Here is a 24,693-nt window from a genome sequence, read left to right on the forward strand (position 1 = left end):
AAGCGAATCGAACAATGCTGAAGATCGACAACCTCCACGTCCGCGTCGCCGGCAAGGACATCCTCAAGGGCCTGACGCTCGAGGTCGTGCCCGGCCAAGTGCACGCGATCATGGGCCCGAACGGCGCCGGCAAGTCCACGCTCGGCAACGTGCTCGCGGGCCGCGAAGGCTACGAGGTGATCGACGGCTCGGTCGAATTCGAAGGCCGCAACCTCCTTGCGATGGAGCCGGAAGAGCGCGCTGCCGCGGGCGTCTTTCTTGCGTTCCAATATCCGGTCGAAATCCCGGGCGTGAACAACACCTACTTCCTGCGTGCCGCGCTCAACGCGCAGCGCAAGGCGCGCGGTGAAGAAGAACTGGATTCGATGCAGTTCCTGAAAAAGGTTCGCGAGAAGCTCGCCGTCCTGCACCTGAAGGACGAGCTGCTGCATCGCGGCGTCAACGAAGGGTTCTCGGGCGGCGAGAAGAAGCGCAACGAGATCTTCCAGCTCGCGCTGCTGGAACCGAAGCTTGCGATCCTCGACGAGACCGACTCCGGCCTCGACATCGACGCACTCAAGGCCGTCGCCGACGGCGTCAACGCGCAGCGCTCGCCCGATCGCGCCTTCCTCGTGATCACGCACTACCAGCGCCTGCTCGACTACATCCGTCCGGACGTCGTCCATGTGCTCGCCGACGGCCGGATCGTGGAAACCGGCGGCCCGGAGCTCGCGCTCGAGCTCGAGCAACACGGTTACGCGTGGGTCAAGGACCGCATTTCGCCCGAGGCCGCCGCCTGACATGAGCGCCCTGCTCGACTCCCTCACCGCCGCGTTCGACACGCTGCCGCTGCGCGAAGCCGGCGGGCTCGGCCCGGCGCGCCGCGAAGCGCTCGATGCACTGCGTCGCGACGGCCTGCCCGGCCCGCGTGTCGAAGCCTGGAAGTACACCAGCCTGCGACCGCTCGAACGCCGCACGTTCGCGGCGGCCAACGAAGGGCTGGCGTTCGATGCCGCATGGGTCGCGTCGATCCCGTCGCCGCGCATCGCGTTCGTCAACGGTCGATTCGCGGCGGAGCTCAGCGATCTGTCGACGCTCGGCGCCGGCGTCACGGTCGAGCCACTTTCCGCCGTGCTTGCACGCGGTGACTCGCGCGAATGCAACATCCTCGCGCGCCGCTTCGATCGCGCGGACGAGCCGTTCGCGCGCCTCAACGCTGCGCTCGCCGTCGATGGCGCGGCCGTGCATGTCGATGCCGGGGTCCACGCGACGCGCGCGCTGCACGTCGTCGCCATCGGCGCGCCGATGGGGAGTGACGTCGCCTCGCACCTGCGTCACCTCTTCGACCTGCGCGAAGGTGCGCGTCTCGAGGTCGTCGAGCACGTGATCGCCTCGGCGCCGCACGCGAACCTCACGACTTCGGTCGCCCACGCGCACCTGAAGCCCGATGCGCACCTCGTGCATGCACGGCTGCAGGACGATGCCGAAGGCGCGCAGTTGTTCGCGCGGACGGATGCCGTGCTCGCGCGCGACGCCATCTATCGCCGCCTCGACCTCGAGCTCGGTGCCGGTCTGTCGCGCCATGAACTCAACGTCGCGCTGCATGGCGACCGCGCCTGCGCGAACGCGAACGGCGTGCTGCTCGGCAGCGGGCGACGCCACCTGGACACGCGCCTTGGTCTCGACCACGTCGGCCGCGACGGTCGCTGCGACCTCGTCTGGCGCGGCCTCGCGTCGGGCCGCGCGCGGGTGGCGTTCCACGGCGGCATCGAGATCCGCGAAGGCGCAGACGGCACGCAGGCCGCGCTATCGAACAAGAACCTGCTGCTGTCCGACGCCGCGGAAATCGATTCGCAGCCCGTGCTCGTCATCCATGCGGACGAAGTGCAGGCCGCGCACGGCGCCACCGTCGGCCAGCTCGACCCGACGTCGCTCTTCTACCTACGTTCGCGCGGCATCCCGGCGAACGAGGCACGCGCGATGCTGACGGCCGCGTTCTGCCGCGAAACGCTCGCGGTGCTCGACGACGGTGCGACCCGCGACCTGCTCGCCGCGCGTCTCGATGCGGCGCTCGCCCGCATGGAGACGCCATGAACGCTTCGGTGGCGCCGATGACGATCGACTGGGCGCAGGTCCGCGCGGACTTCCCGCTGCTCACGCGCGACGTGCATGGCAAGCCGCTGGTGTATCTCGACTCCGCGAACACCTCGCAGAAGCCCGTGCAGGTGATCGACGCGGTCGATACGTTCTACCGTCGCCACAACGCCAACGTCAGTCGCGCCGTGCACGCGCTCGGCTCGGAAGCGACCGAGGCCTACGAAGGCGCACGGCGCAAGCTCGCGACCTTCCTCAACGTCCGCGCCGACGAACTCGTGCTGTGTAGTGGCACCACGTTCGCGATCAACCTCGTCGCCTACAGCTGGGCGCTGCCGCGACTGAAGGCCGGGGACGCCATCGTGCTCACGCGCATGGAGCACCACGCCAACATCGTGCCGTGGCAGATCGTCGCCCAGCGCACCGGCGCGGTGATCAAGGTCGCCGAGATCGACGAGCGCGGCCAGCTGGACCTCGACGCGCTGTATACGCTGCTCACACCCGAAGTGAAGCTGCTCGGCCTGACGCATGTCTCCAACGTGCTCGGCACCGTGAATCCTGTTCGCGAGATCTGCCGCGAGGCGCACCGCCGCGGCATCGTCACCGTCGTCGACGGCTCGCAGGCCGCACCGCACCGCGCGCTCGACATCGCGTCGATCGGTTGCGATTTCTACGCCATCACCGGCCATAAGATGGTCGGCCCGACCGGCACCGGCGCACTGTGGGGCAAGCGCGAGCACCTACCCGCGATGCCGCCCTTCCTCGGCGGCGGCGAGATGATCCGCGAGGTGCGCTTCGAAGGCACCGTCTACAACGACGCGCCGCATCGTTTCGAGGCGGGCACGCCGAACATTGCCGGCTTCGTCGGGCTGGGCGCGGCGGTCGATTACCTGTCGACGATCGGAATGGCCGCGATCGAGGCGCGCGAGAAGGAATTGCTCGCCCATGCGACCGAAGCGTTGTCGCAGGTCGACGGTCTGCGCATCTTCGGGCAGGCGCGCGAGAAGGCCGCGGTGATCAGCTTTCTCGTCGAAGGCGCCCATGCGCACGACCTCGCGACGCTACTCGACCTCGAAGGCGTCGCCGTCCGGTCGGGCCACCACTGCGCGCATCCGCTGATGCACCATTTCGGCGTACCGGCGACCTGCCGCGCGTCGTTCGCGTTCTACAACACGCACGACGAGATCGACGCCTTCGTCGCCGCCCTCCAGAAAGTCCGCCGCCTTCTTGCCTGATCCGATGACCGAACTGCGCTTTCGAAATGCCACGCCCCGCGACGCCGATGCGATCGCCGCGCTCGTCGAGTCGGCCTACCGCGGCGACGCCAGCCGTGCCGGCTGGACGACCGAAGCGGATCTCCTCGACGGTCGCCGAACCGACGCGAACGACGTCCGCGAGTGCATCGCGCGTCCCGACAGCGTGATCCTGCTCGCCATCGATCCCGCCACTCGCGAAGCCGTCGCCTGCGCCCACGTCGCAAAGGAAGACGGCAACGGTTATTTCGGCATGTTTTCGGTGCGGCCCACGCTTCAGGGCGGCGGCGTCGGCAAGCAATTGCTTGCGCGCGCGGAACGCCTGGCCTTCAATCACTGGGGCCTGCCGGCGATGCGCATGACGGTGATCGACGTGCGCGACGAACTCATCGCGTTCTACGAGCGCCGCGGCTACGTGCGCACGGGCATCAAGAAGCCCTTCCCCTACGGCGACGAACGCTTCGGGCTGCCGCGGCGTGACGACCTTCGCTTCGAGGTCCTCGAAAAGCGCGCGCCGGCTCGCGCCGCATCCCGCCGCTGATCATGGACGGCTGGGCACGCGTCGGAACCACGTCCGAGATCCTACCCGGCGAGCACCGTGTCGTCTGGGACGGCGACACGCCCATCCTGGTCGTCAATCTCGAAGGCGACTACTACGCTCTGCTCGACCAGTGCACGCACGAGGACTACGAACTGTCCGCGGGCCCGGTCGACGCCGATGAGGGCGTCGTCGAATGCGTGCTCCACGGTGCGCGTTTCGACCTGCGCAGCGGCCGAGCCCTTTGCGGGCCGGCGTATCTGCCAGTTCCGAAGTTCCCCGTCGAGGTCGTCGACGGCGCGATTTGGACGCGCGACGACCGCTGAGCCCGGTCCCTGCCTGACGCCAACCAGCGCACCGTGCATCGGTCGACCGCGATTCGCAATTGCGAATCATTCTTAATTGCGTTTCAATATGCCCACGGCCGGTCGCTCCCGCGCCACGGCTGCCCTCCTCTGCGCATATCGGAACCATGGCCCACATCACGAGTCGCAAGCACGCGCCGCGCCCGGACGCGCCCTTCAGCCGCACCCTCGGCGCCTCGCTGCTCGCAGGCCTCGCGCTCGGCGCGACGTTCACCGCCGTCGCGGCAAGCCCGGCCGACGACGACAAGGAAACCCTCGACCGCGTGAAGGTCTACGGCGCACGCACCAAGCGCTACAACGGCGAATCCAGCTCGGCCAAGTACACGCAGACGCTGGTCGACACGACCCAGACGATCAACGTGATCGGCAACGACCTGTTCAATGAACAAGGCGCGACGTCGCTCACCGAAGCGCTGCGCAACAGCCCGGGCGTCGGCACGTTCTACGCGGGCGAGAACGGCAACACAAGCACGGGCGACGCGATCTACATGCGTGGCTTCGATACGTCCGGCAGCATCTTCGTCGACGGCATCCGCGACCTCGGCGCGGTCAGCCGCGACGTGTTCAACGTCGACCAGATCGAGGTCACAAAGGGCCCGGCGGGCACCGACACGGGCCGCAGCGCGCCGACCGGCGCGATCAACCTCGTCACCAAGCGCGCGAACCTGCGCGACGCGAACAGTGCGTCGCTGTCCATCGGCAGCGACGATCAGCTGCGCGGCGTCGCGGACTTCAATCATCACCTCGGCGACAGCACCGCCCTGCGCGTGAACGTAATGGCGCAGGACAGCGACGTTCCCGGCCGCGACCGCGTCAACAACAGCCGATGGGGCCTCGCCGCATCGCTGGGCTTCGGCCTCGACGGCCCGACGCGCACGCACCTCGACGTTCTGCACGTAAGGCAGGACAACATTCCGGACGGCTGGGTGCCGACGGTCGGCTTGCCGGGTTACTCCTCGCCTGACCCAACGCGTCCCTATATCTCGAACGCCGCACCGGTCGATCCGAGCAACTTCTACGGCACGACGTCGGACTTCGATCACGTCGATGCGGACATGGCAACGCTGCGCGTCGAGCACATGACCGACAGCGGCGCGCAGCTGCGCAACATCACGCGCTGGGGCCGGACGTCGCAGGAGTACATGCTGACGTCGTTCATCGCGAACAAGGACAACCTCCAGACGCCGAATCCGGCGGATCCCTCCACCTGGACGCTCGCGCGCAGCAACCCGACGTTCAAAGACCAGGTCAATTCGATCGTCACCAACCAGACGAGCCTGGTCATGCATTTTGGCGAGGGCGCGGTGCGCCACGACCTGAGCACCGGAGTCGAGTTCGTGCACGAAGTGCTCGACCAGCGCGGTGTGGCGCCTCGCGCTGGCACGGCCTGGCCGGCGGCGAACCTCTACAACCCGGACCCCAACGTCACGGGCCTCGTCCGCATCCACAACGGTGCAGACAGCCACGGCCGCGCGGACACGATTTCGGCGTATGCGTTCGACACCATCAGCTTCGGCGAGCGCTGGCAGATCAACGGCGGCCTGCGTTTCGACCGCTATGAGAGCGAGTACCGCAACGCGCGTGCCTGCATCGCCACATCGACGCAGACGTCGACGGCCCCGCTGTGCAACGGCGCCGCACTGGGTACCGTGCTGCCATACCTCGATACGGCCGATTCCGACACGCTGGTGAACTGGAAGGTCGGGGCGCTCTACAAGCCGACGGCGACCTCCAGCATCTACGCGAACTACGCACTGTCGTATCAACCGCCAGGCGGCGCGACGCTTGAGCTCAGCGGCGCAGCCAACAGCCCCAACAAGCCGGGCTACGAGCCGCAGCGCGCGCGCACCGGCGAAGTCGGCGCCAAGTGGAGCGTGGCCGACGACGCACTGCTGCTGACCGGAGCGCTGTACGACACCCGCATCGACAACGAAGTGGCATTCGACGCGTCGACCAACAGCTACTCGCAAGCCGGTGGCAAGCGTGTGCGTGGCATCGAACTCAGCGCCGTCGGCCAGCTGACGAAGAACTGGTGGGTGTCGGCGGGCTATACGACGATGGACGCCGAGGTCACCACCGGGCCGAACGTTGCAAATGATGGCTCGCGCCAGCTCGCCTACACCCCGGAAAGCGCCTTCACCGCGTGGACCACCTATCGCTTCGCCAATGGCCTCACGCTCGGCGGCGGCGCACGTTATTCGGGCGAGATGAAGCGCGGCACGGATGGCGCGATCGGCACGCCTGCGTTCACCGAGGCGTACTGGGTGTTCGATGCGGTCGCGAGCTACGCGTTCAACGATGCGTTCGACGTGCGCCTCAACCTCTACAACTTGGCCGATCGCGAATACGTTGCGGCCATCAACAAGAGCGGCTATCGCTATACGCCCGGCCAGCCGCGATCGGCGCTGCTGACCTTCAACGCGAGGTTCTGACCGCATGCTCCTGCACGTCCCCGGCATCCTCGATGCGGACGCTCTCGCGAGCGTGCGTCGCGCACTCTTGGATGCGGAGTGGACCGACGGTCGCGCGACCGTGGGTCTTCAGGGCGCGCAGGTCAAGCGCAACGAACAGTTGCCCGATGCATCGCCGGTGCGACAACGCCTCGCTGCACTCGTGCTCGAAGCGGTCTCGCGCCATCCGATGGTCCATGCCGCCGCGTTGCCGGCGCGCATCTTCCCGCCGCGCTTCAACCGCTATCGCGGCGGTGGCGAATACGGCTTCCACGTCGACGGCGCGGTCATGACGGTGGATGCGTCGCACGACATGCCCGCGCATCGGATCCGCAGCGACATCTCGTGCACGCTGTTCCTCAACCAGCCGGACGACTACGACGGTGGCGAGCTGATCGTCAGCGACACCTACGGCGAGCACGAGGTGAAACTGCCCGCGGGCGATGCGATCGTGTATCCGTCGAGCAGCCTGCATCGGGTGACGCCGGTGACGCGCGGCGAGAGGCTGGCGTCGTTCTTCTGGGTGCAGAGCCTGGTGCGGGACGACAGCCAGCGACGCACGCTGTTCGAACTCGACGCGTCGATCCAGACGCTGACCGCAACCGGCGCCGACCGGGAGTCGCTGGTGCGGCTCACGGGCATCTATCACAACCTCCTGCGGCGCTGGGCCGAGACCTGAGCCCGCGCTTCTTCTAATTCATCACTTCGATCCCATGACGCCGACTGCCACTGCGAACAAGTCCCGCCCTGCCACGCGCAAAGTCGCCTATCGCTGGGTGCGCCAGATCCATCTGTGGGTGGGCGCCTGGGGCGCGCTCGCTGCGGTGCTGTTCGGCCTGACGGGCCTGTTCCTCGCCAACCGCATGGGCGACCACGCGTGGCCGCAGGGCGACTCGCGCGAAACCGGCACGTTGACGCTCGAGGTGCCTACGGATGCACAGACGAATCCGAAGGCGCTCGCGGCGTGGCTGCGCAGTGCGTACCAGCTCGATGCGACGAACGTGCGCGGCGGTCGCCCGGAAGGCGGTCGCGTCGAAGGACGTGACGTGCGTCAGCCGGCGAAGTGGTCGGCGTCGGGCGGCAGCGCGCGCAAGTCGTGGACGCTCGAATACGTGCCGGGCAACGCGACCGCCGAACTCAAGCGCAACGAGCAGTCGCCGCTGGCCGCACTTCTTCGCCTGCACAAGGGCGTCGGCGGCGGCCTGTTCTGGCGCGTGTTGCAGACCAGCTTCGCGATCGGCATGGTGCTGCTCGGCCTGTCGGGCATCTGGCTGTGGGCGCGCGGCCGCACGCCGAAGGACATGGTGTTCAGCGTGATGGGTCTAGCCACGCTGGTGTTTTTCGCAGCGTTGGGTCTCGCGCTGGCGTAAGCCACTCGAGACCGACGAGGTTTTTTAGTCGTCGCTCAACGACAGCCCGCCGTCGCCACCGCGATCGGTCGGCGTCAGGCGGATCAGCAGCGCCTCGCCTGCGCCGTCGAGCACGTGGCGCAGGCGCTCGTCGCCGGCCTGCAGGATGGCGGTGTCGCCCATCGCGAGATCCGGCAGTGCGCTCCCGTCGGCGAAGCGCGCGTGGCCCGCGAGCTGGTGGACGATCCACGTCGACCGCGGCTCGGCGAAGACGACCATCGCGCCCACCAGCGGACGACGCCAGAGTTCGGCGTCGTAGAGGTCGCGTCGCCACATCAGGTTGAAGTCGTGCGTCGGGCCGTCGACCAGTTCACCGTGGATGGCGAGTTCGCCGGCGAAGCGGTGTCGGCCGTATGGCGGCAGGACATCGGCGACGGTTCCATCGTCGAAGCGCAGGCGCACGCCTTCGCCGGCCAGTAGCACCAGTTCCCGATCGACACCCGGAAACGCCGAGAACGGACCGTCCGCGGTGATCTCCGCGATCGACAGCCGCCACTCCCAGTCGTTGCCGTCGGCCGGTGCTTCGGCGTGGATCTCGCGCGTCCAGCCGGCGCCGTTGCGCCAACGGGTGCGGCGGTACTCGTACGAGGGAATGACACGGGATCGGGCGGGCATGGGGCGTCCGTGCGGGCGGCCCCGCCAGTATGCCGACGGGGCGCGCACGCACGAAGCCGCCGACGGGCTTCCCGGCCCGCCGGCGGCGTACGTCCATGTCGGGGTCCGTCCCCGGATTCCAGGCGTCCCTGCCTGCCGGCCGTCGTCCCTGCGGCCGGTGCGGTGCTTCAGCGCTGCAGGTTGGCGACGCGCGGCATCGGGCGGCCGGTGGTGGCCGGGCGCGCCGGCACGGCGCCGAGCACGATGCGGTCGCGGTTCTTCTCGATGGTCTTGAGGCCGATGCCCTTCACCAGGGCGAGCTGGTCGATGGTGCGGAACGGGCCATTCGTCTTGCGGTAGCTGACGATTTCCTGCGCCTTCGCCGGGCCGACGTTGACCAGCACGCGGTCGAGCGTGGCCGCGTCGGCCGTGTTGATGTTCACGCGCTCGACGGCCGGGGCCGGCATCGCACGGGCGGGCGTCGCGGGGGTCGCCGCGGCCGCGGTGCTGGCCAGGGCGAGCGAGAGGGCGAGGGTCTGGAGGATGTGGGCGAGCTTCATGACGAGGTCCTTGTCGGTGGGTGGCCGTGTCGGCCGGTGAGGACAGTCTCTCGATCCGCGCCCCCGCCTCCGATCGGTCGTCGACCCGTCGCGGCGCGGGAAACTCCGTGTCGTCGGGTAGGAAAAGTCCGAAACACCCGCGGGGCTAGAATGGTCGACCGCGTTTTCCTCCCCCCCCCCCCCGAGGCCCCCATGGACGCCCGCCGCGTCGAAGCATTCGTGTCGAAGAAGTGGGACGACGAGATCGTCCCGCAGCTGGTCGACTACATCCGTATCCCCTGCAAGTCGCCCATGTTCGACGCCGACTGGGTCGCCCACGGCTACATCGACCAGGCCGTCGCGCTGATGGAGCGCTGGGCCCGCGCGCAGGGCATCGAGGGCATGACCCTCGAGGTCGTGCGCCTGGAAGGCCGCACGCCGCTGATCTACGTCGAGGTGCCGGCCGCGAATGGCGGCAGCAACGACGACTGCGTGCTGCTCTACGGCCACATGGACAAGCAGCCCGAGATGACGGGCTGGGACGACGACCTCGGCCCGTGGAACCCCGTCATCAAGGGCGACCGTCTCTACGGCCGCGGCGGCGCGGACGACGGCTACGCGATCTTCGGTTCGCTCACCGCGATCATGGCGCTGCGCGAACAGGGCCTGCCGCATTCGCGCTGCGTGATTCTGATCGAAGGCTGCGAGGAATCCGGCAGCTACGACCTGCCCGCCTACGTCGACCACCTCGCGCCGCGCATCGGCAAGCCGTCGCTCGTCGTCTGCCTCGACTCGGGTTGCGGCAACTACGACCAGCTCTGGTGCACGACGTCGCTGCGGGGCCTCGCCGGCGGCAACCTCACCGTGCGCGTGCTGAGCGAAGGCGTGCATTCGGGCGACGCCTCGGGCGTCGTGCCGTCGAGCTTCCGCATCCTGCGCGACCTGCTGTCGCGCATCGAGGACGAGGACACCGGCCGCATCCTGATCGAAGGCATGCACGTCGAGGTGCCGGCCGAGCGCCTTGCGCAGGCGAAGGAAGCGGCGCGCGTCCTCGATACCGCGGTGTTCGACAAGTTCCCGTTCCTCGACGGCATGACGCCGATGGCGGACGACCTCACGGAACTCGTGCTCAATCGCACCTGGCGCCCGGCGCTGTCGGTGACGGGCGTCGACGGCATGCCGCCGCTGTCGTCGGCCGGCAACGTGCTGCGTCCGTTCACTGCAGTGAAACTGTCGCTGCGTCTGCCGCCGACGCTCGACGGCAAGCGCGCGGGCGAACTGCTCGAAAAGGCGCTGACCGACAACCCGCCGTACGGCGCACACGTCACGCTCGAACTTGAGAAGGCGAGCACGGGCTGGAACGCACCGGCGATGTCGCCGTGGCTGTCGCAGGCGATCGACGAGTCGAGCCGTGCCTACTTCAACCAGCCCGCGATGTTCATGGGCGAAGGCGGCAGCATCCCGTTCATGGGCATGCTGGGCGAGAAGTTCCCCGGCGCGCAGTTCATGATCACCGGCGTGCTCGGCCCGCACAGCAACGCGCATGGTCCGAACGAGTTCCTGCACATTCCGATGGGCAAGCGCGTCACGGCCTGCGTGTCGCACGTGATCCACCAGCATCACCTCGCATCGCAGCGCGGCGAAACGGCGGGCGTTGCGGCGGTCGCGGGCGGCGAGGAACGCGGCAACCACGGCTGCTGCTGAGTCCCGGCGCGTCACGTCACTGAACGGCGGGTACCTTCCGGGCCCGCCGTTTTTCTTTTTCGACGGCGCCACAACACGGCCGGCCGGACGATCGTCGGCATTCCTGCGGAGACGACGTCATGTTCCATGGCTTTTTCGGCTACCTGATCGGCGGCGCGATCATCGGCGTGCTCGCGCGCTTCCTGAAGCCGGGCCCCGATCCGATGGGCCTGATCATGACGATCCTTGTCGGTGCGGGCGGCGCCGCGATCGGCGGCATGGTGGCGGGCCGCGGCGCGATCGCGTGGATCGTCGCCATCGTCAGCGCGATGATCCTGATCGCGATCTACCAGCGACTGACACGACGCGCACCGCGGGATCGCACGGCGCGTTGACCACTGCCTTCGACGCCTTGCGATCGCTGAAGCGCCGAACCCGGTCGATCAACGCAGCAGTGCGTCGACCACGCGCGCCGCGAGCGCTTCCGCCGACTCGCCGACGGTGTCGAGGACGAGTTCCGCGTTCTCCGGCACTTCGTACGGCGAATCGATGCCGGTGAAGTTCGGAATCTTGCCGGCGCGCGCCTTTGCGTAGAGGCCCTTCACGTCGCGCGATTCGGCGACGTCGAGCGGCGTGTCGACGAACACCTCGATGAACTCGCCGTCGTCGAACAGTTCACGAGCAAGGCGACGCTCGGAGCGGAACGGCGAGATGAAGCTCACCAGCACGATGAGGCCGGCGTCGGTCATGAGCTTCGCGACTTCGGCGACGCGACGGATGTTTTCGACGCGGTCCTCGGCGGTGAAGCCGAGATCCTTGTTGAGGCCGTGGCGCACGTTGTCGCCGTCGAGGATGTAGGTGTGCAGCCCCATCGCAGCGAGCCGCTTCTCGACCAGGTTCGCGATCGTCGACTTGCCCGAACCCGACAGGCCGGTGAACCACACGCAGCGCGGCGTCTGGCCCTTGAGCCGAGCCCTCGCCTGCTTGTCGACGTCGACGTGCTGCCAGGGGATGTTCGCGGCGCGGCGCAGGGCGAAGTCGATCGTGCCCGCGGCCACGGTCGCATTGGTCTGGCGATCGATGAGGATGAACGCGCCGAGCTCGCGACTGTCGCGATACGCCTCGAAGGGCACCGGCGTGTCGAGATAGAGGTTGCAGTAGCCGACCTCGTTCATCTCGAGGTGCTTGGCCGCGAGTGCTTCCTGCGTGTTGACGTCGACCTTGTGCTTGATCTCGGTAACGCTCGCGCCGACTTCGCGCGAACCGATCTTCAGCCAGTACGGGCGCCCCGGCAGCAGCGGATGCGCATCGAGCCAGAGCACGTGCGCAGCGAACTGGTCGCTGACTTCGGCGGGATCGTGCGCGTCGGCGATGACGTCGCCGCGGCTGATGTCGAGTTCGTCGGCCAGCGTGAGCGTGACGGCCTGCCCGCGCGTCGCGACGTCGAGATCGCCCTCGGCAGTGACGATACGCGCGACTTTCGAGCGACGACCCGACGGCAACGCGACGACTTCGTCGCCCGGCTTGATCGCGCCCGCAGTGACGGTGCCTGCGAAGCCGCGGAAATCCTGGTTCGGGCGATTGACCCACTGCACGGGAAGGCGGAAACCGAGATCGCTCGCCGGCGCGTCGACCGGCACGGTCTCGAGGAACTCGAGCAGCGTCGCACCGCCGTACCACGGCGTGTTCGGCGAGCGCTCGATCAGGTTGTCGCCTTCCAACGCGGACAGCGGCACCGCGGTGACGTTGTCGATGCCGAGCGACGTCGCCAGCTCGCGGTAGTCCCTCGCGATCGCGTCGAACGTCGCCTGGTCGTAGCCGACCAGGTCCATCTTGTTGACGGCCAGCAATACGTGCCTGATGCCGAGCAGCGAGCAGATGTAGCTGTGCCGGCGCGTCTGGGTCAGCAGGCCTTTGCGTGCGTCGACGAGCACGACGGCGGCGTCGGCGGTCGATGCGCCCGTCGCCATGTTGCGCGTGTACTGCTCGTGGCCCGGGCAGTCGGCGACGATGAACTTGCGCTTCGCCGTGCTGAAGAAGCGGTAGGCGACGTCGATCGTGATGCCCTGCTCGCGCTCGGCCTCGAGGCCGTCGAGCAGCAGCGCGTAGTCGATGCGCTCACCCTGCGTGCCGTGGCGGCGGCTGTCCTTCTCGAGCGCGCTCAGCTGGTCTTCGAACAGCCCGCGCGTGTCGTGCAGCAGGCGACCGATCAGCGTGCTCTTGCCGTCGTCCACGCTGCCGCAGGTGATGAAGCGCAGCAGGCCGCGGGATTCGTGATCAGCGAGATAGGCAGCCACCGTCGCGGCCGCGTCGTCGAAGCGCGTCATCAGAAATAGCCCTCGCGCTTCTTCTTCTCCATCGATGCCGATGGATCGTGGTCGATCACGCGCCCCTGTCGTTCGGACGTGGTCGCGACGAGCATCTCGGCGATGATCTTTTCGAGCGTGTCCGCTTCCGAATCGATCGCGCCGGTGAGCGGATAGCAGCCCAGCGTGCGGAAGCGGACGCGACGGTTCTGGACCATTTCGCCGTCGCGCAAAGGCAGGCGCTCGTCGTCGACCATCAGCAGCGCGCCGTCGCGTTCGACGATCGGGCGCTCGGCGGCGAAATACAGCGACGGCACGGGGATCTTCTCGCGATAGATGTAGAGCCAGATGTCGAGCTCGGTCCAGTTCGACAGCGGGAACACACGCACGGATTCGCCCGACTGGATGCGCGTGTTGTAGAGATTCCACAGCTCGGGACGCTGGTTCTTCGGGTCCCACGCGTGCTGGCGATTGCGGAAGGAGAACACGCGTTCCTTCGCGCGCGACTTCTCCTCGTCGCGCCGCGCACCGCCGATCGCGGCGTCGAAGCGGTACTTGTCCAAGGCCTGCTTCAGCGCCTGAGTCTTCATGACGTCGGTGTGCACGGTCGCGCCGTGCGTGATCGGGCCGATGCCCTGCGCGAGGCCGTCGGGATTGGTGTGCACCCGCAACTCGACGCCCGTCTCCGCAGCGCGACGATCGCGGAACTCGATCATCTCGCGGAACTTCCACGTCGTATCGACGTGCAGCAGCGGGATGGGCGGACGCGCGGGGTGGAAGGCCTTGAGCAGCAGGTGCAGCAGCACCGAGCTGTCCTTGCCGACCGAATAGAGCATCACCGGATTGCGGAAGCCGGCCGCCACCTCGCGCAGGATGTGGAGGCTCTCGGCCTCCAGGCGATCGAGGTGGCTCAGGGTGGGCAGCGGCATCGGCGGCACGACGGGAATGCGGACCCGCCGATTATGGCGGTGCGGGACGGCGTCGAAGCCGAATGCAGGATTCAGGAGCGTCACGGCGGTGCGGGCGATCTCGGGGCGCCAGTGTCCGCGCAGGCGCGACGTGGGCGAAGTGCGCGTGCGGCATGAGGACATGAGCGCGCGTCCTTTCCGCACAAGAAGAGGCAGCGCGACCCTGTGCCTCCCGACGCCACCCGCCGCGCCATGTCCGCCGTCCCCCTCCCCGCCCCGCTGCCCGACGGACGCGTCGACCTGCTCGACCGCCTGACGGACGGGCTCGGACGCGACGCGCTGTGGTGGCTGTCGGGGTACGCCGCGGCGCTGGCGCGTGCGCAGGACGGCGGCGCGCCTCGCCCGCCGCACCCGGTGGCGGCGTCCGCGCCGCGGCTTACCGTCGTCTACGGCAGCCAGACCGGCAATGCGCGGCGCACAGCCGAGCGCGTGGTCGTGCGGCTGACTGACGCGGGTCTCGACGTCCGCCTGCTCAACGCCGCCGGCTACCCGCTGCGCGAGTTGAAGTCGGAAACGCTGCTGATCGTCGTGATCAGCACGCAGGGCGATGGCGACCCGCCCGACGATTCCCGTGCGTTCGTCGAGCATGTCCTTGGCCCGCGTGCACCCCGCCTCGACAACCTCCGGTTCGGCGTGCTCGGCCTCGGCGATTCCAGCTATCCGCAGTTCTGCGCGATCGGCCGCCGCCTCGACGAGCGCTTCGAAGCGCTCGGCGCACAGCGCTGGCTCGCGCGCGGCGATGCGGACCTCGATATCGACGAGATCGCCGCCCCGTGGCTCGACGCTGCGCACGCGGCCGCCCGTGAACTCGTCCCTGCGCCGACGCTGGCAAGCGTCACCCCGATCCGCGCGAACGCACCGCCGACCGTGCATCGCGACGCCCCGTTCGCCGCACCGGTGCTCGCCGTCCAGCGCATCACGGCACGCGGTGCAGTGCGCGACGTGCGGCATGTCGAACTCTCGCTCGAAGGCTCGGGCCTGACGTACGAGCCCGGCGACGCGCTGGGCGTGTGGCCGGCGAACCCGCCGGCGCTGGTCGACGAAATCCTCGACACGCTTGGGCTCGACGGCGACGCCGCAGTCGAATCGAAGGGTCGCACCCTACCGCTGCGCGACTGGTTGCTGCGTGAGCGCGAAGTGACGCGCCTGTCGCGCCCTGTGGTCGCGCGCCATGCCGAGCGCACGGGCTTGGCGGATCTCGACGCGATGCTCGCCGACGGCCGCGAGCGCGACCTCGCTCGCCTGCTCGACTCCACGCAGCTGGTCGACCTGCTGCGGACTTATCGCGGCGAATGGTCGGCGACCGACCTCGTCGCCGCGCTGCGACCGCTGACGCCACGCCTCTACTCCATCGCGTCGTCGCAGCTCGAAGTCTGTGACGAAGCCCACCTCACCGTCGCGCACGTCGAGTACGACGCCGACGGCCGCACCCGTTGGGGCACCGCATCGCACCTGCTCGCCGGGCTCGACGCGGGCGATACAGCACGCGTCTTCGTCGAACGCAACGAACGCTTCCGCTTGCCGAAGGACGCCTCGCGCGACGTGCTGATGATCGGCCCGGGCACCGGCGTCGCGCCGTTCCGCGGCTTCGTGCAGCACCGCGCGCAGACCGGGGCGACCGGCCGCAACTGGCTGCTGTTCGGCGCGCCGCACGCACGCACTGATTTCCTCTACCAGCTCGAGTGGCAGCAGGCCTTCAAGCGCGGCGCGCTGCACCGGCTGGACGTCGCCTTCTCGCGCGACCAGGCCGACAAGATCTACGTGCAGCACCGCCTTCGCGAACACGGTAGCGAGATCTACGCCTGGCTCGAGGGCGGCGCGCATCTCTATGTCTGCGGGGCGGTCGCGATGTCGAAGGACGTGCACGCCGCGCTGGTCGAGATCGCCGTCACCCACGGTGGCCGAAGCGCGGAGGACGCCTCCGCCTGGCTCGACGCGCTGCTCACCGAAGGCCGCTACGCGCGGGACGTCTACTGATGCTCGCCTTCCCGTCCATCCGAATGCGCTGTCGACGCTGACGCCCCCGCGCCGCCTCGACACCGCCTACGGAGTTGCACCATGACCGCCCATTCGGTCGAAGACATCAAGAAGAACAGCCGCGCACTGCGCGGCACGTTGCTGGACAGCCTCGCCGACCCGATCACCGGCGCGATCGCCGACGACGACCAGACGCTGATCAAGTACCACGGCAGCTACCAGCAGGACGACCGCGACCTGCGCGAGGAGCGCCGCCAGCAGAAGCTGGAGCCTGCGTACCAGTTCATGATCCGGACGCGCACGCCCGGTGGCGTAATCACGCCCTCGCAGTGGCTGAAGCTCGACGCGATCGCGTCGACCTATGCCGAGCGCGGCCTGCGCATCACCACGCGACAGGCGATCCAGTTCCACGGCATCGTCAAGCGCGAGCTCAAGGCGACGATGCAGGCGATCAACGCCGCACTGATCGATACCTTGGCGGCCTGCGGAGACGTCAACCGCAATGTCGCGATCGCCGCGAATCCGCTGCAGTCGGACGTGCACGCCGGCGTCTACGCGACGGCGGCCGCGCTGTCCGAGCACCTGCTGCCCAATACGCGCGCCTATCACGAGATCTGGCTCGACGAAGAACGCATCGCGGGCACGCCGGAGCAGGACCCGATCTATGGCGAGGCCTACCTGCCCCGCAAGTTCAAGATCGGTTTCGCGGTGCCGCCGACCAACGACGTCGACGTGTTCGCGCAGGATCTGGGCTTCATCGCGATCATCGAGAACGGTCGCGTCGCCGGCTACAACGTCACCGTCGGCGGTGGCATGGGTGCGACGCACGGCGATGCGGAGACGTATCCGCGCCTCGGCGACGTCATCGGCTTCGTCGAACCGCAGGATGTGATCGCGCTGGCCGTCGCGGTGGTCACGACGCAACGCGAGTGGGGCAACCGCGCGGTGCGCAAGCGTGCACGCCTGAAGTACACGATCGACGATCGCGGGCTTGCGGCCTTCGTCGCCGAGGTCGAGCGCCGCGCGGGGTTCGAGCTGGACCAGGCGCGACCGTTCCACTTCGACCACAACGGCGATCGCTTCGGTTGGGTGGACGGGCACAGGGGACGCGCCCATCTGACGCTTCGCGTGCTCTCCGGTCGGCTCCTGGACGGGTCGCACGGCCCGCTGCAGACCGGCGTGCGCGAGATCGCGAAGCTGCTGCAGGACGTCGACGGCGCGCAGTTCCGTCTCACGCCGAACCAGAACCTGGTGATCGCGAATGTCGATGCCGCGCATCGCGAACGGGTGGATGCGCTCGTCGCCGCGCATGGGCTCGATACGCACGTCCACGCGACGCCGTCGCGGCGTGCGGCGGTCGCCTGCGTCGCGCTGCCGACCTGCGGCCTCGCGATGGCGGAAGCCGAGCGTTACCTGCCGTCGTTCCTCGACGCGCTCGACGCGCTACTCGATCGGCACGGCCTGCGCGACACGCCGATCCACGTACGCATCAGCGGCTGCCCGAACGGCTGCTCGCGCCCGTACCTCGCGGAAGTCGCGCTGGTCGGCAAGGCGCCGGGTCGTTATGCGCTGCGTCTCGGCGGCGATCATCGCGGCCAGCGCCTCAACACGACCTATCGCGAGAACGTGGATGAAGCCGGCATCGTCGAAGCGCTCGATCCGCTGCTCGCGCGCTATGCCCGCGAGCGCCTCGACGATGAACGCTTCGGCGACTTCCTCGTGCGTGCCGGCGTGATCGGCACGCCGCGGCCGATCGCGATCGCATTGCAGGAGGTGGCGGCGTGAGCGCGCCGGATCCGATCACCGCAGCGGAGTCGCCACGCGCGCTCGTCGAACTCAACGCGTGGCTGGCTGCGCAGACGGCTGAAGAGCGTGTGGCGTGGGCACTCGAGAACCTCTCGGGTAACCACGCGCTGTCGTCGAGCTTCGGCGCGCAGGCCGCGGTGAGCCTGCACCTCGCGACGCGACAGCGCGCCGACCTGCCGGTGATCCTCATCGACACGGGCTACCTGTTTCCCGAGACGTACCGCTTCGTCGACGAACTCGTCGAGCGGCTGTCGCTCAAGCTGCACGTCGTCCGGCCGCAGATCGGCATTGCGTGGATGGAGGCGCGATTCGGGCGTCTGTGGGAACAGGGCCTGGACGGGCTCGAACGCTACAACCGGCTGCGCAAGGTCGAACCGATGCAGCGCGCGCTGCTCGAACTCGACGTGCGCTGTTGGATCGCGGGCCTGCGTCGCAGCCAGTCGCGTTCGCGTGCGGAGGTCGACTTCCTGGAGCTGCGCGACGGACGCTGGAAACTGCATCCGATCGCCGACTGGACCGATCGCGACGTCTACGACTACCTGCGCAAGCACGATCTGCCCTACCACCCGCTGTGGCACGAGGGCTACGTCTCGATCGGCGACGTACACACCACGCGTCCGCTCGGCGACGGCATGAGCGAAGAGGACACGCGCTTCTTCGGGCTCAAGCGCGAATGCGGCCTGCACGAATCGTGGAGCACGGAAGACCGCGCGGCCTGATGCGCGTCAGTGCGGAGACGTGTCGAGCAGTGGGCGGATTTCGATGGCGCCGCCCGCCCGCGCGCACGGCGTGTCGGCGACGAGGCGCACGACGTCGTCGATGTCGTCCGCTTCGATGATCGAGAACCCCGCGAGCGGCACGCGTGACGTCGCGAACGGGTGCTCGTCCGTCTTCGGTGTGCCGTCCCGCGCAGTGACGGTCGTTGCGTGGTTCTCGACGGCGGACATGAATGCACGGCGGTCGCGGATGCGCTGGTCGGCGGCCAGCAGCGTGTTCTGCTCGGCCGGGGTGAGCTTCTTCCAGTCGGCTTCGCTGCCGTAGGCCAGGCACAGGAATTTCATGCGGGCGTCTCCTCGGGATGACGCCCCGCAGAGTGCGCCCGCTGACGTTCGCCTCGTGTCGCTATACGACGATGGCGCCGCGCAGCGCGGCCCACGCCGGTGGCGTCGGCCATTTGGGGTCGTCCGTGCCCGCGACGGCGCGGCGCAGATCCGTGCGATCCAGCTGCGGTGCGACGGCCGTCAGCAGCGACAGCGTGTAGTCGCGCAGCACCCGCTCGCGCGGCAGCACGGCCCAGGCCACGCACTCGGGCACTTCGTTCGGTGCCGGCAGCGCGGCAAGCGTTTCGAGGTCGCTGTTGCCCACCGCCATTTCGGCGAGCAGGCCGACGCCGAGCCCGGCGCGCACGGAGGTCTTGATGAGATCGGCGTCGCGCGCCGTCATCGAGATGCGCGGTTCGAGTCCACGCTGCGCGAACGCGCGACGCAGCGAAGAGTCCGCGCGCACCGAGGATTCATAGCTCACGAGCGGGAATGCGGACAGCGCTTCGAGCGTCGGTGCTTCGGTCGACGCCGCGAGCGCGTGGTCGCGCGGCGCCAGCACCACGCGCTTCCAGCGGAACAGCGGCACCGCGATGCCGCCGGCCGGGACTTCGCCCGACGTGCTGATCACCGCGACATCCGCCTCGCCGCGCGCGAGGAGATCGAGCACTTCGCCCTCGCCGCTGGGCTGCAGGTGCACGCTCATCTGCGGATACGCCTTGCGCACGTCGGCGATCGCGCCCGGCAGCACGTGGCGCGCCTGCGTGTGGGTCGTAGCGATGACGAGGCGGCCCTGCGCGTCGCCTCGCACGTTGGCGGCGTAGGCGCGGATGTTGGCGGCTTCGGCGAGCAGTCGGCGCGCGTGCGCCAGCACCTGCTGGCCGGCGGGCGTGATCGAGTCGAGCGAGCGGCCCTTGCGCGAGAACAGCAGGAAGCCGAGTTCGTCTTCGAGTTGCTTCAGCTGCTTGGAAAGCCCCGGCTGCGTGGCGTGCACGCGCTCGGCGGCGACGGTGATGTTGAGGCCGGAATCGGCGATGGCGACGAAATAGCGGAGCTGGGCGAGGGTCATGGCGGCGGCGCAGGCAGGCGGGATCGGAGGGCGGCGGACGGCAGTTGTGCAAGGCGACACATGCGGCAGCGGTGGCGCTTCTTGACCATATCCATCTCTCGATCCGTATAGAACGATGTCTACCCTACTGACCCACCGGGCCCGTGTCCAGCGGCTCATGCCCGGCAGGCATGAGGGCGTGGCAAGGGATCATTTCGCCCGGCGAAGCCCTCGCCCTACGGTGCGGTCATTCGCTCCCCGGAACACCACCGTGTCCGCAACGCCCGGTTCCACGCCGCTGTTTCCCCTCTTCCTCCACCTGCGCGGCCGCCGCGTGCTGGTCGTGGGCGGGGGGCTGGTGGCGCGGCGGAAGATCGCGGCGCTGCTCGACGCCGGCGCGAACGTGCGGGTCGGCGCACCCGAGCTCATCGATGCAGTGCAGACCCTCGTCGATGCCGGCCGCGTCGAACACGTGCGCGGCACCTTTGACACCGCGTGGCTCGACGACGCCTGGCTCGTCGTCGCGGCGACCGATGATGCGTCGGTCAATCGCGCCGTCGCCGACGCCGCCGAGGCGCGCCGCATCTGGGCGAACGTCGTCGACGATGCGGAGCTGTCCAGCGTGCAGGTGCCCGCGCGCGTCGAACGCGGCCCGCTGCAGGTGGCGATCTCCAGCGGTGGCGGTGCGCCGATGCTCGCGCGCCACCTGCGCGAAACGCTGGAGGCTCAGCTCGACGAAAGCTGGTCATCGCTGGCGACGCTGCTCACGCGCTACCGCCGCGTCATCCGCGCGCGGTTCGCCGATGTCGGCGCACGCCGCGCGTTCTTCGAACGCGTGATCGCCAGCGACATCGGCGATCTGCTGCGTGCAGGCCGCGACCGTGATGCGCGCGACCGACTTCGCGCGCTGCTCGCGGATACCGCGACGCAACGCCGCGGCCGCGTGATCCTCGTCGGCGCAGGTCCCGGCGACGCCGGCCTCCTCACGCTTCGCGCGCTGCGCGTACTGTCTCAGGCGGACGTCGTGCTGCACGACCACCTCGTCGGCGACGACGTGCTGTCCCGCGTGCGTCGCGATGCGGAACTCATCGATGTCGGCAAGCACGCGGGCGCTGCGAATGCGTCGATGGCGCATCACGACACGCAGGCCCGCATCCATGCCCTGATGCTCGAACACGCGAAGGCCGGACGAACCGTGGTGCGCCTCAAGGGCGGCGATCCGTTCGTATTCGGCCGCGGCGGCGAGGAACTCGAAGTGCTCGCGTCGCACGGCATCGATTTCGAGGTCGTCCCTGGCATCACCGCCGCACTCGCCTGCGCCGCATACGCCGGCATTCCGCTCACGCACCGCGAGCATGCGCAGTCGCTGCACGTCGTCACCGCGCATGCGAAGGACGACGGCAACGAGCCCGATTGGGCCGCGCTCGCGAAGCCGCGCCAGACGCTCGCGATCTACATGGGCGTCGCCGCCGCATCGCGCATCTCGGCGCGGCTCATCGCGCACGGCCTGACTGTATCGACGCCGGTCGCCATCGTCGAGAACGGCAGCCGACCCACGCAACGCGTCGTCACCGGCACGCTGGACTCGCTGGGCTCGCTCGTCGACACGCACGCGGTGCAGTCGCCCGCACTGCTGATCGTCGGCGAGGTCGCCGCACTGGCCACCACGCTGCACTGGTTCGGCGCGCCGCCGCTGCCACGCGAACACGCGCTCCAGGCGGCCGCATGAGGCGATGTCGCCCGGGGCATCGCTGAGACACGCCTTTCGACCAGCGGCACGCCGCATTACGGCGGCCGACGGCACGCTACCCCTTCCCCACACGCACCCGACCCCATGGCCCTCTACGACAGCATCCTCGACACCGTCGGCGGCACGCCGATCGTCCGCCTGCACCGCATCGCGCCGAAGAACGTCACGCTCTACGCGAAGGTGGAATCGTTCAACCCCGGCGGCTCGGTGAAGGACCGCCTCGCGCTCGCCATCGTGCTCGACGCCGAACAGCGCGGCCTGCTCAAGCCCGGCGACACGATCGTCGAAGCGACGTCCGGCAATACCGGCATCGCGCTCGCGATGGTGGCCGCTGCGCGTGGCTACAAATTCGTCGCGGTGATGTCCGATTCGTTCTCGATCGAGCGCCGCAAGCTCATGCGCGTCTACGGCGCGAAGGTGATACTGACGCCCGCGGCCGAACGCGGCACCGGCATGGTGCGCAAGGCGAAGGAACTCGCCGAGAAGCACGGCTGGTTCCTCGCCCGCCAGTTCGAAAACGAAGCGAATCCCGCCTACCACCGCAACACGACGGGCCCGGAAATCCTGCGCGACTTCGCTGGCCAGCGGCTCGACTACTTCGTCACCGGCTGGGGCACCGGCGGCACGATGACCGGGGCCGGCCAGGTGCTTAAGCTCGCGCGTCCGGGCATCAAGGTCATCGCCGCCGAACCCGCCGGCGCCGCCCTGCTGTCGGGCGATCAATGGCAGCCGCACAAGATCCAGGGCTGGACGCCCGACTTCGTGCCCGAGGTGCTCGACCGCTCGATCGCCGACGACATCCTCAAGATCGACGACGTGCTCGCCCGCGACACGGCGCGCCGCCTCGCCGCGGAGGAAGGCATCTTCGTCGGCATCTCCGCGGGCGCGACCGCCGCCGCGGCGCTGCGCGTCGCCGAGTCGGCGCCCGAAGGTTCGGTGCTGCTGACGATGCTGCCCGACACCGGCGAGCGCTATCTCTCGACCATCCTCTTTGAAGGCATCGCGGAAGGCTCGGACGACGAGTGGCTGCAGGGTCTGGGCGACACGAGCCTGCCCTGACCGCCCGCTTCGTTCCCCCGACGGCCGCCGCGACGAAGTCCGGCGGCCGTCGCGTTTCACGGCGCGGCCATTCAATGCGCCGCCCGCGCCCGCTACCCTGTCGGGCCGCGGCCGTCGCCGCGCGGAGATCGAATGACGTCCAGCACCACCTCGGCCCGCGAGCAGGCGCGCCTCGACTGGGCCCGGTCCGCGACCGGCCATGACCACATCGACCTCGTCGCCGCCTCGGCCGACGCCGGCTTTCGCAGCTACTGGCGCACCGTCGGCGAATCGCCGACGCGCATCGTCATGGATTCGCCGCCGGACAAGGAGGACGTGCGCCCCTGGCTGGCGCTGCGCGACGTGCTCGAGGCCGGCCGCGTGCGCGTGCCACGCGTGCTCGCGCGCGACGTCGACCACGGCTTCCTGCTCCTCGAGGATCTCGGCGCGCAGACCTACCTGCACGTCATCGTCGACACCAATGCTGACGAGCTCTTCGACGACGCGGTGACGCAGCTGCTCAAGCTGCAGGCGATCACGCCACCCGCTGACCTGCCGCATTACGACGAAGCGCTGCTCACGCGCGAACTGCGCCTGTTCGACGAGTGGTTCCTCGGTCGTCACCTCGGCCACGAACTCGACTGCGACGACCTCGAAAACCTCGACGCCGCCTATCGCGTGCTGATCGACGCCGCGCTCGCGCAGCCGAAGGTACTGGTGCACCGCGATTTCATGCCGCGCAACCTGATGCCGACGGACGATCGCGACGGCCCCGCCGTGCTCGACTTCCAGGACGCCGTCGTCGGCCCCATCGCGTACGACGCGCTCAGCCTGTTCAAGGATGCGTTCCTGAGCTGGCCCGAAGCGCGCGTCGATGCGTGGCTGGTCGACTATCACCGTCGCGCGAGCGAAGCCGGCCTTCCGGTGCCTGCATTCGACCACTTCCGTCGCGACGCCGACCTGATCGGCGTGCAGCGTCATCTCAAGGTGCTCGGCATCTTCGCGCGCCTCAACCATCGCGATCACAAGCCGAAGTACCTCGAAGACGCGCCGCGTTTCGTCGCGTATCTCGACGGCGTGCTGCCGCGCTACCCGGAACTCGCGCCGCTCGCGCGCGTGATCGAGCGCCGCGTGCGCCCGCACTTCGCATGAAGGGGCTCGTCCTCGCAGCCGGGCTCGGCGAGCGCATGCGCCCGCTGACGCTCACCACGCCGAAGCCGCTGCTCGAAGCCGGCGGCAAGCCGCTGATCGCGTGGCATCTGGAAAAGCTGGCGGCGATGGGCGTCGACGAAGTCATCGTCAACACGAGCTGGCTCGCGCCGAAATTCGAGGAAACGCTCGGTGACGGCCGTCGCTTCGGCGTGCGCCTCCGCTACGTCTACGAAGGCCCGACGCCGCTCGAAACCGGCGGCGGCATATGGAACGCACTTGCGGACCTCACGCCCGACGGCGCGCCCTTCGTCGCAGTGAACGGCGACATCTGGACGGACTACGACTTCGCGAAACTCCCGCGCGATCCCGACGGCCTCGCGCACCTCGTGCTCGTCGACAATCCCTCGCACAACGAAGACGGCGACTTCGCGCTCGACGGCCCGGTGGTGCGAAGCGAAGGCGTGCCGCGCTACACGGTCTCCGGCATCGGCGTGTACCGCCGCGAGCTCTTCGACGACTGGCGCGGGATCATCGGCGATGCGCCGGGCGCGGACGAAACACCGCCGCGCTTCAAGCTCGCGCCCTTGCTGCGTTCCGCAATGCGCGAGGAAGACGTCACCGGCGAGCACCATCACGGCGCATGGACCGATGTCGGCACGCCGGAACGTCTGCAGATGCTCGACGCCGCGTTGCGCGGCGGTTGA

At 68.8% G+C, this 24,693-nt stretch carries 23 protein-coding genes; 17 read left to right on the top strand and 6 right to left on the bottom strand.

What is annotated here, in order from left to right:
- The first annotated feature begins 14 nt into the window (after positions 1-14).
- The 8 genes from sufC (at position 15) to EVS83_RS06670 (ending at position 8,049) form a co-directional block, all read left to right on the top strand.
- Positions 15-779: a Fe-S cluster assembly ATPase SufC gene (gene sufC / locus EVS83_RS06635; protein ID WP_133500345.1), complete on the top strand. Its 765-nt coding sequence runs from the start codon at positions 15-17 to the stop codon at positions 777-779.
- A 1-nt stretch (position 780) separates the two neighbouring features.
- The gene (gene sufD, locus EVS83_RS06640; protein WP_133500255.1) at positions 781-2,073 is read left to right on the top strand and encodes a Fe-S cluster assembly protein SufD; all 1,293 of its coding nucleotides are present in this window, start codon (positions 781-783) and stop codon (positions 2,071-2,073) included.
- On the top strand, positions 2,070-3,308 hold the full coding sequence (locus tag EVS83_RS06645; RefSeq protein WP_133500256.1) for a cysteine desulfurase: 1,239 nt from the start codon (positions 2,070-2,072) through the stop codon (positions 3,306-3,308). The genes sufD and EVS83_RS06645 overlap by 4 nt, the downstream gene beginning before the upstream one ends.
- Before the next feature lie 4 nt (positions 3,309-3,312).
- On the top strand, positions 3,313-3,867 hold the full coding sequence (locus tag EVS83_RS06650) for a GNAT family N-acetyltransferase (RefSeq protein ID WP_133500257.1): 555 nt from the start codon (positions 3,313-3,315) through the stop codon (positions 3,865-3,867).
- Positions 3,868-3,869: 2 nt separating this feature from the next.
- Positions 3,870-4,190 carry a non-heme iron oxygenase ferredoxin subunit gene (locus EVS83_RS06655; protein WP_133500258.1) on the top strand — a complete coding sequence of 107 codons (321 nt, stop codon included), beginning with the start codon at positions 3,870-3,872 and terminating at the stop codon, positions 4,188-4,190.
- 146 nt (positions 4,191-4,336) lie between these two features.
- A complete protein-coding gene (locus EVS83_RS06660; RefSeq protein WP_133500259.1) occupies positions 4,337-6,661 on the top strand; it encodes a catecholate siderophore receptor Fiu in 2,325 nt (774 codons plus the stop codon).
- Positions 6,662-6,665: 4 nt separating this feature from the next.
- Positions 6,666-7,358: a Fe2+-dependent dioxygenase gene (locus EVS83_RS06665; protein WP_133500260.1), complete on the top strand. Its 693-nt coding sequence runs from the start codon at positions 6,666-6,668 to the stop codon at positions 7,356-7,358.
- Between the two features lie 34 nt (positions 7,359-7,392).
- Complete coding sequence (locus EVS83_RS06670; RefSeq protein WP_133500261.1) at positions 7,393-8,049, top strand: PepSY-associated TM helix domain-containing protein; 657 nt, start codon at positions 7,393-7,395, stop codon at positions 8,047-8,049.
- 24 nt (positions 8,050-8,073) lie between these two features.
- Here the strand turns inward: EVS83_RS06670 and EVS83_RS06675 are convergent, their stop codons facing one another.
- Positions 8,074-8,703 carry a HutD/Ves family protein gene (locus tag EVS83_RS06675; RefSeq protein ID WP_133500262.1) on the bottom strand — a complete coding sequence of 210 codons (630 nt, stop codon included), beginning with the start codon at positions 8,701-8,703 and terminating at the stop codon, positions 8,074-8,076.
- A gap of 167 nt (positions 8,704-8,870) precedes the next feature.
- Positions 8,871-9,242, bottom strand: a complete 372-nt coding sequence (locus EVS83_RS06680) for a ComEA family DNA-binding protein (RefSeq protein WP_133500263.1) — start codon at positions 9,240-9,242, stop codon at positions 8,871-8,873.
- 192 nt (positions 9,243-9,434) lie between these two features.
- Here EVS83_RS06680 and EVS83_RS06685 point away from each other — a divergent pair, with 192 nt between their 5' ends.
- Entirely contained in the window at positions 9,435-10,925 is a 1,491-nt protein-coding gene (locus EVS83_RS06685) for a M20 family metallopeptidase (protein ID WP_133500264.1), read from the top strand.
- A 119-nt stretch (positions 10,926-11,044) separates the two neighbouring features.
- On the top strand, positions 11,045-11,299 hold the full coding sequence (locus EVS83_RS06690; protein WP_133500265.1) for a GlsB/YeaQ/YmgE family stress response membrane protein: 255 nt from the start codon (positions 11,045-11,047) through the stop codon (positions 11,297-11,299).
- A 48-nt stretch (positions 11,300-11,347) separates the two neighbouring features.
- On the opposite strand, the gene cysN is transcribed toward EVS83_RS06690, so the two are convergent.
- Positions 11,348-13,231 (bottom strand): sulfate adenylyltransferase subunit CysN, encoded by a 1,884-nt coding sequence (gene cysN, locus EVS83_RS06695; RefSeq protein ID WP_133500266.1) that lies wholly within the window; start codon positions 13,229-13,231, stop codon positions 11,348-11,350.
- The gene (gene cysD, locus EVS83_RS06700; protein ID WP_133500267.1) at positions 13,231-14,139 is read right to left on the bottom strand and encodes a sulfate adenylyltransferase subunit CysD; all 909 of its coding nucleotides are present in this window, start codon (positions 14,137-14,139) and stop codon (positions 13,231-13,233) included. The genes cysN and cysD overlap by 1 nt, the downstream gene beginning before the upstream one ends.
- A 231-nt stretch (positions 14,140-14,370) precedes the next feature.
- On the opposite strand from cysD, the gene EVS83_RS06705 reads away from it, so the two are divergent.
- From EVS83_RS06705 to EVS83_RS06715, 3 genes are all read left to right on the top strand, one after another.
- Positions 14,371-16,155, top strand: coding sequence for an assimilatory sulfite reductase (NADPH) flavoprotein subunit (locus tag EVS83_RS06705; protein ID WP_133500268.1), 1,785 nt, complete (start codon positions 14,371-14,373; stop codon positions 16,153-16,155).
- 81 nt (positions 16,156-16,236) lie between these two features.
- Complete coding sequence (cysI, locus tag EVS83_RS06710) at positions 16,237-17,940, top strand: assimilatory sulfite reductase (NADPH) hemoprotein subunit (protein ID WP_133500269.1); 1,704 nt, start codon at positions 16,237-16,239, stop codon at positions 17,938-17,940.
- Positions 17,937-18,680: a phosphoadenylyl-sulfate reductase gene (locus EVS83_RS06715; protein WP_133500270.1), complete on the top strand. Its 744-nt coding sequence runs from the start codon at positions 17,937-17,939 to the stop codon at positions 18,678-18,680. Before cysI ends, EVS83_RS06715 begins: the two co-directional genes overlap by 4 nt.
- Positions 18,681-18,686: 6 nt before the next feature.
- On the opposite strand, the gene EVS83_RS06720 is transcribed toward EVS83_RS06715, so the two are convergent.
- Entirely contained in the window at positions 18,687-19,022 is a 336-nt protein-coding gene (locus tag EVS83_RS06720) for a YciI family protein (RefSeq protein WP_133500271.1), read from the bottom strand.
- Between the two features lie 61 nt (positions 19,023-19,083).
- On the bottom strand, positions 19,084-20,070 hold the full coding sequence (locus EVS83_RS06725) for a LysR family transcriptional regulator (RefSeq protein WP_133500272.1): 987 nt from the start codon (positions 20,068-20,070) through the stop codon (positions 19,084-19,086).
- A gap of 250 nt (positions 20,071-20,320) precedes the next feature.
- Between EVS83_RS06725 and cysG the strand changes: the two genes are divergently transcribed.
- The 4 genes from cysG to murU all read left to right on the top strand — a co-directional run bounded on the left by cysG (position 20,321) and on the right by murU (position 24,693).
- Positions 20,321-21,778, top strand: coding sequence for a siroheme synthase CysG (gene cysG, locus EVS83_RS06730; protein ID WP_246022803.1), 1,458 nt, complete (start codon positions 20,321-20,323; stop codon positions 21,776-21,778).
- A gap of 105 nt (positions 21,779-21,883) precedes the next feature.
- A complete protein-coding gene (cysK, locus tag EVS83_RS06735) occupies positions 21,884-22,858 on the top strand; it encodes a cysteine synthase A (protein WP_133500274.1) in 975 nt (324 codons plus the stop codon).
- Between the two features lie 132 nt (positions 22,859-22,990).
- The gene (locus tag EVS83_RS06740; RefSeq protein WP_133500275.1) at positions 22,991-23,989 is read left to right on the top strand and encodes an aminoglycoside phosphotransferase family protein; all 999 of its coding nucleotides are present in this window, start codon (positions 22,991-22,993) and stop codon (positions 23,987-23,989) included.
- Positions 23,986-24,693: an N-acetylmuramate alpha-1-phosphate uridylyltransferase MurU gene (gene murU, locus EVS83_RS06745; protein ID WP_133500276.1), complete on the top strand. Its 708-nt coding sequence runs from the start codon at positions 23,986-23,988 to the stop codon at positions 24,691-24,693. The genes EVS83_RS06740 and murU overlap by 4 nt, the downstream gene beginning before the upstream one ends.

The sequence above is a fragment of the Cognatilysobacter terrigena genome, from assembly GCF_004361065.1.
In the GTDB taxonomy this organism is placed as follows: domain Bacteria; phylum Pseudomonadota; class Gammaproteobacteria; order Xanthomonadales; family Xanthomonadaceae; genus Cognatilysobacter; species Cognatilysobacter terrigena.

What these genes read in the sequence shown, in the direction of transcription:
- sufC (WP_133500345.1), top strand. Translation starts at nt 15, where the DNA reads ATGCTGAAGATCGACAACCTCCACGTCCGCGTCGCCGGCAAGGACATC.
- sufD (WP_133500255.1), top strand. Translation starts at nt 781, where the DNA reads ATGAGCGCCCTGCTCGACTCCCTCACCGCCGCGTTCGACACGCTGCCG.
- EVS83_RS06645 (WP_133500256.1), top strand. Translation starts at nt 2,070, where the DNA reads ATGAACGCTTCGGTGGCGCCGATGACGATCGACTGGGCGCAGGTCCGC.
- EVS83_RS06650 (WP_133500257.1), top strand. Translation starts at nt 3,313, where the DNA reads ATGACCGAACTGCGCTTTCGAAATGCCACGCCCCGCGACGCCGATGCG.
- EVS83_RS06655 (WP_133500258.1), top strand. Translation starts at nt 3,870, where the DNA reads ATGGACGGCTGGGCACGCGTCGGAACCACGTCCGAGATCCTACCCGGC.
- EVS83_RS06660 (WP_133500259.1), top strand. Translation starts at nt 4,337, where the DNA reads ATGGCCCACATCACGAGTCGCAAGCACGCGCCGCGCCCGGACGCGCCC.
- EVS83_RS06665 (WP_133500260.1), top strand. Translation starts at nt 6,666, where the DNA reads ATGCTCCTGCACGTCCCCGGCATCCTCGATGCGGACGCTCTCGCGAGC.
- EVS83_RS06670 (WP_133500261.1), top strand. Translation starts at nt 7,393, where the DNA reads ATGACGCCGACTGCCACTGCGAACAAGTCCCGCCCTGCCACGCGCAAA.
- EVS83_RS06675 (WP_133500262.1), bottom strand. Translation starts at nt 8,703, where the DNA reads ATGCCCGCCCGATCCCGTGTCATTCCCTCGTACGAGTACCGCCGCACC.
- EVS83_RS06680 (WP_133500263.1), bottom strand. Translation starts at nt 9,242, where the DNA reads ATGAAGCTCGCCCACATCCTCCAGACCCTCGCCCTCTCGCTCGCCCTG.
- EVS83_RS06685 (WP_133500264.1), top strand. Translation starts at nt 9,435, where the DNA reads ATGGACGCCCGCCGCGTCGAAGCATTCGTGTCGAAGAAGTGGGACGAC.
- EVS83_RS06690 (WP_133500265.1), top strand. Translation starts at nt 11,045, where the DNA reads ATGTTCCATGGCTTTTTCGGCTACCTGATCGGCGGCGCGATCATCGGC.
- cysN (WP_133500266.1), bottom strand. Translation starts at nt 13,231, where the DNA reads ATGACGCGCTTCGACGACGCGGCCGCGACGGTGGCTGCCTATCTCGCT.
- cysD (WP_133500267.1), bottom strand. Translation starts at nt 14,139, where the DNA reads ATGCCGCTGCCCACCCTGAGCCACCTCGATCGCCTGGAGGCCGAGAGC.
- EVS83_RS06705 (WP_133500268.1), top strand. Translation starts at nt 14,371, where the DNA reads ATGTCCGCCGTCCCCCTCCCCGCCCCGCTGCCCGACGGACGCGTCGAC.
- cysI (WP_133500269.1), top strand. Translation starts at nt 16,237, where the DNA reads ATGACCGCCCATTCGGTCGAAGACATCAAGAAGAACAGCCGCGCACTG.
- EVS83_RS06720 (WP_133500271.1), bottom strand. Translation starts at nt 19,022, where the DNA reads ATGAAATTCCTGTGCCTGGCCTACGGCAGCGAAGCCGACTGGAAGAAG.
- EVS83_RS06725 (WP_133500272.1), bottom strand. Translation starts at nt 20,070, where the DNA reads ATGACCCTCGCCCAGCTCCGCTATTTCGTCGCCATCGCCGATTCCGGC.
- cysK (WP_133500274.1), top strand. Translation starts at nt 21,884, where the DNA reads ATGGCCCTCTACGACAGCATCCTCGACACCGTCGGCGGCACGCCGATC.
- EVS83_RS06740 (WP_133500275.1), top strand. Translation starts at nt 22,991, where the DNA reads ATGACGTCCAGCACCACCTCGGCCCGCGAGCAGGCGCGCCTCGACTGG.
- murU (WP_133500276.1), top strand. Translation starts at nt 23,986, where the DNA reads ATGAAGGGGCTCGTCCTCGCAGCCGGGCTCGGCGAGCGCATGCGCCCG.